This window comes from Ruminiclostridium sufflavum DSM 19573 (assembly GCF_003208175.1).
Lineage (GTDB): Bacteria > Bacillota > Clostridia > Acetivibrionales > DSM-1351 > Ruminiclostridium > Ruminiclostridium sufflavum.
In genome coordinates this window covers 1-4,602 of the sequence record NZ_QKMR01000045.1, presented here as the reverse complement: position 1 = coordinate 4,602, position 4,602 = coordinate 1, and the positions used below count along the sequence as shown (strand labels likewise).

The 4,602-nt window shown below is 36.0% G+C and carries 4 protein-coding genes and 1 pseudogene; all 5 read left to right on the top strand.

The features are described from left to right. Positions 1-147: pseudogene (locus tag LY28_RS19645) on the top strand (IS110 family transposase); the annotation flags it as partial. Positions 148-176: 29 nt separating this feature from the next. Beyond that, complete coding sequence (locus LY28_RS18770; RefSeq protein ID WP_110463689.1) at positions 177-434, top strand: hypothetical protein; 258 nt, start codon at positions 177-179, stop codon at positions 432-434. 86 nt (positions 435-520) lie between these two features. Then, positions 521-1,810, top strand: coding sequence for an RHS repeat-associated core domain-containing protein (locus tag LY28_RS18765; RefSeq protein WP_207658158.1), 1,290 nt, complete (start codon positions 521-523; stop codon positions 1,808-1,810). Between the two features lie 47 nt (positions 1,811-1,857). After that, positions 1,858-2,199 (top strand): hypothetical protein, encoded by a 342-nt coding sequence (locus LY28_RS19420; protein ID WP_207658156.1) that lies wholly within the window; start codon positions 1,858-1,860, stop codon positions 2,197-2,199. Positions 2,200-4,313: 2,114 nt separating this feature from the next. After that, positions 4,314-4,602 (top strand): transposase (locus LY28_RS18750; protein ID WP_207658155.1); only part of this gene is annotated, 289 nt, incomplete at its 3' end.

The window sequence follows — 4,602 nt, the reverse complement described above, 5'->3', positions numbered from 1 at the left end:
TACTATAAAAAGAAGCTCTCAGACGGCAAAACAGAAAAGCAGGCATTGATTTGTGTAATGCGGAGGCTTAACAACATAATTTACGGTATGCTCAAAAACAAAACCGAGTACAGGCATCCGACACTTTCAAAAAAAGGAAGTGAATGATATAATTAAGTTCTTAGGAGGTTGAGAGCATGGACGATAAATTATTTGAATTAATTGAAAAAATGTATTCAGAAATGAAAAGTGGATTTTCAAAAATAGAGGTTGACGTTTCAGAATTAAAAACAGAAATTAAAAACATCGGTAATCAAGTAATGCATTTGGAAAATGACATAAAGCCTAAAATAGAAGCCTTGTTTGATGGCTATAAGCAAAATACAGAAACCCTCGAACGTATAGAAAAAGAGGTTTCAAAGCAGGAAGAAATTATAATGCGACGTGTGAAATAAAATATATGGAAAATAATACAATTATGTAAATTAATAGACATTAAAAACTTAACATAAGCCCTTGAAACCCTCAAAGGGCTATATTTTTGGGTATATCAAGCTACATAATTAGAATAAACTATATAGCAAGCATAGACTCAGGAAATAACACCGCATATTTCCTCTACAACGGTCACGGAGACGTAGGCCAGACAGTTGATGAAGCAGGTGAGGTACAGAACCAGTACGACTATGACATATGGGGAAACCCAACGCTGACAGTAGAAACAGCTGAGAACAGCATAAGATACGCAGGAGAGTTCTTTGACAACGAAACAGGGCTGTATTATTTAAGAGCAAGATACTACGACCCTTACATAGGTCGCTTCACCACCGAGGACAGCTATTGGGGTGAGGATGAGAATCCGCTGAGCTTGAATCTTTATACCTATTGTGCAAACGACCCGATACAGTATGTAGACCCGAGCGGGCATAAGTACTATGTTGACGAAAATGGAAAAGGTCATGTAAGTGAGATTACAGTTGGCTGGAATACCGGCTTAAATCCGAATATAATCTACGATAATGTAATATTTGAAGGAGACCATGCCAATGTAACTACAAATGGTGCGCAAATAAATTCAGTATCGGGAAACAGCGACATAGTTGAGAGCTACAGTAATTCAAAAGAAAGCTCCACCTTCATGTATATACCGGAGACTATGACATTAGATACTATTGTAACGGGGAAGAGTGCTAGTCTTGACGATGCTATTAAAACATCATTTTATTCTGAATGGAATAAAAACCTAGCAAATGATAAAACACCTTATGCGGCTAAACAATTATTACCTACTGAAATGTATAATATAATGAGAGCACCAGGGGAAAGACAAACGATGAATGCTCTGAATAATATGTTTGGAGAAGATTATTATAATGCAGCAGTTCAAAGAAGTTTTGATCAAAATATGCAAATTGTAAATGGACTGCTTCTAGTTGCATCGTTAGGAACTGATTTTGTTGGTGCATTAGAATATAATATGACGTTGGAAGCAAAAATTAGTGAAGTTACGGCTTCTGTGGGAAAGGGAACGGTTAACTCTGTTCCACAAGTTCAGACAACAAGAGTTGGTAGATGGATGTCTCAGGCTGAATACGATACAATGGTGAAAACTGGAAAGGTGCAAATGTCCCCAAATGGAAACACAACCTATGTAGCCAACCTTGCAAATCCTAATGCTTTTAAAGCTGCTTCTAACGGGTCTGTTTATGTAGAATTTGATGTTCCTAAGAATTCTATTTACCCGGCTGGAAATGAAAATTGGGGACAGATCTCTGGACCAGGCTCATTAATGGATAGATTGAATCAAAGTAAAGGCCTTGCCCCCGATTAGCGGAATGCCAGATGCAACAAATATAAAGATAACAGGAGGGAAGTAGAATGAATAATCCATTATTTGTTAAAGTAAAAGAAATTGTTACTCAATGGATCAAAGATAAGGAAGAGAATTTTAAATATGTCATGATTGAAACAATAGAAAATACTGAAGATCGTTTATATGTAATTTTAAATTTTGGAGAATGTATGGCTGCTATTGTTGTCGCAGAACCTGACTTCGCACCTTATCGTTTCGTATCTTTTGAAGCAGGTGCTATAGTAAATGGTATTCATAAAATAGTGCATACGTGGTATGATGAGGAGGGTACAACCATTGAGGAAATTATTAAGAATTTAAATAATGCAATAAATGTTGTTTTAGAGTATAACAATAGAATTTGCTAATGTATATGAAGGTTACGCAGTTTCGGCTCGTGTGGCCTTTCTTCTTATCATGTGAGTAGACATAAAATTTGAAAAATGAAACCATCGTGGCGCAAACAGTTAAAATGCTGTTTACCATACTTCTATTTGTAACAGTGTAATTTTATTGCACAACACGCAAAAACAGCTTATATCAAAGGCTGTGACTAATACTGTAACATGTTTTTTGTAAAAACTGTTGTTGCGTATCCTCGGAGGCCAACAAATCAGCTATTTTACGCTAAATACTACTAATAAGCAACAAAGCAGCACCTATCAATATTAATATCCATTCAAGCCCGAATAATCCAGCAATACAAAGGGTTTCAAAGAAAGCATGAGCCATATAATATTTATAGGCTTTCATACTGCAAAACTGCTTTATTGGGAGTATACAGCCAGCTTCAAGTATCTTTACTTTTATGTTGTTTACTTCCATAGCGTTTTTTACAGCTATAAAAATCTGATGTGACTCTGTTTACAGTGGGGGCGGTGGCTGTTTTCTTCACAGCAACAACTTGCCCCACGTTGCAAAGTATTTACCCAAAAAATTCCATACTCTAAATCTTGTTGTCAGCACTTTAAAATATATAGTTACTATAGTTGTATTCCGATAAAATGCAGTCGTTACACAAAAACTACTCCAAATCCGCCAAATGGGCATTGTCTGCATCTCTGTCCCTGCATATCCTATGGCTGTGCTACCACCTTACTTGATATTTGCCGAATGAGAAAAAATTTTTTTGAGATATTTTTTCTTTTTTATAATAATGTGACACAAGCATGGTCTGTACAGGAGCGAGCTACATCTGACCTGATGCAGTTTCTTAAGATTACATATAGGTTTAACCATACGTTTTTAGGCAGAGCTTGTGCTTTGGATTTAATACAAACGATTCACAAAAGCATATTTTAAGGTGATATTAAGTTTTAAAGCTTACTACTTGGTTCAAGCCTACTTTTGTGTCATACCTAAGCGGAAAACTTTGGTGGTGTTTGTTCCCTATGTATTTTTACGCAGAATATCATATCTTTGAAACATATCAAAAAATTGTTGTACAGCTTGATTCAGTTTGCAGCTTGGGCACTGTAAAGCCCCAGTTATCAAGAAATATCTTAAAATACAAAGGCAGTCCTGAGGGTGCTATAGCCGTATAGACTTGATGCATTGTCTATAGGCTAGCTTCCGCAGGGCGGACTTTGTATTTTTACTAAAATTAAAAATAAATTGGGTCTTTACAGTGCATCCCCTGCAACCGTATGAATTCAAGCTGTATATATTGAATTTTTGATATGTACACAAAGATATGATATTCCTGTTCCCAAAAATACACAGGGAACAAACACCACTTTAATTAGTCCGTAATTGGTATGCCCCAAAATCAAAAATGAACCCTACAGTAAGTTTAAAACTTTATATCATAAAATGAGATAGCTTTATTGTGAATCGGCTGTATTAAATCCCAGTAGGCAAGCTCTGACTTAAAAACGGAAATAAAAACTATATGCTGAACTTAAAGAAACTGTATAGGTCAGATGTAGCTGTTACCCTGTACAGACCCTGCAGGTGTCACATTATTAAATATACTCAAAAGAAATTTTTTCTCATTCGGCAAATATCAATACGGTGATAGCACAGCCATAGTATTATGCAGGGACATAGATGCAGACAATGCCCATTTGGCGGATTTGGAGTAGTTTGTGTAGAATTTTTAATATATACAGGGTATGACAGATCTTTGAAGCCTGATGTATGCGGTGTACTCAGAGAAGTGCTTTCATACATGTAGACAAAAAGCAGAATTTCAGCTTCTGATTAATAGGCAAGCTTGCTGGAGGTTGATGGAAATGCAGTGTTTTTTTGCGATATATGTATGCTGGTATTAGTGGAAGATGTCTTTTATTGTTTGTATTTGCTTGGGAAAGCGGAATTCGGTGCAAAGCGATAAAAATTTGTATACATGGGTTGCGTTGGGAGTGTTTCAAAGTTTGTGTAAACGATAAAAATGACGCTGTATAAATTTTTGTGTATGGGATGCAGGAAATACTCCTTTCTGGTTAAGAATTAAAGTATTAACCAGAGAGGAGATTTTTTTATGAGTGCTTTACCAAAAGAACTGATTCAGGAAATAATTCAGGAGAATGATTTTAGAAATCCGGGAGAAATAATGTCTTTCCTAAAAGAGTCATTCAAGGAAGTACTTCAAGAAATATTGGAGGCTGAGATGGATGTTACCCTTGGATATCCAAGGGAGGATTTAAGTCAAAAAATTACTGATAACAGTCGTAACGGTTATTCTACAAAACGGTTAAAGAGTGAATTTGGCCCGGTTCAAATAGAAGTGCCCAGAGACAGAAAAGGTGAATTTGAACCTAAAATAATTC

Excerpts from the sequence above, each read along its gene's own strand:
- LY28_RS18770 (WP_110463689.1), top strand. The coding sequence starts at position 177 with ATGGACGATAAATTATTTGAATTAATTGAAAAAATGTATTCAGAAATG.
- LY28_RS19420 (WP_207658156.1), top strand. The coding sequence starts at position 1,858 with ATGAATAATCCATTATTTGTTAAAGTAAAAGAAATTGTTACTCAATGG.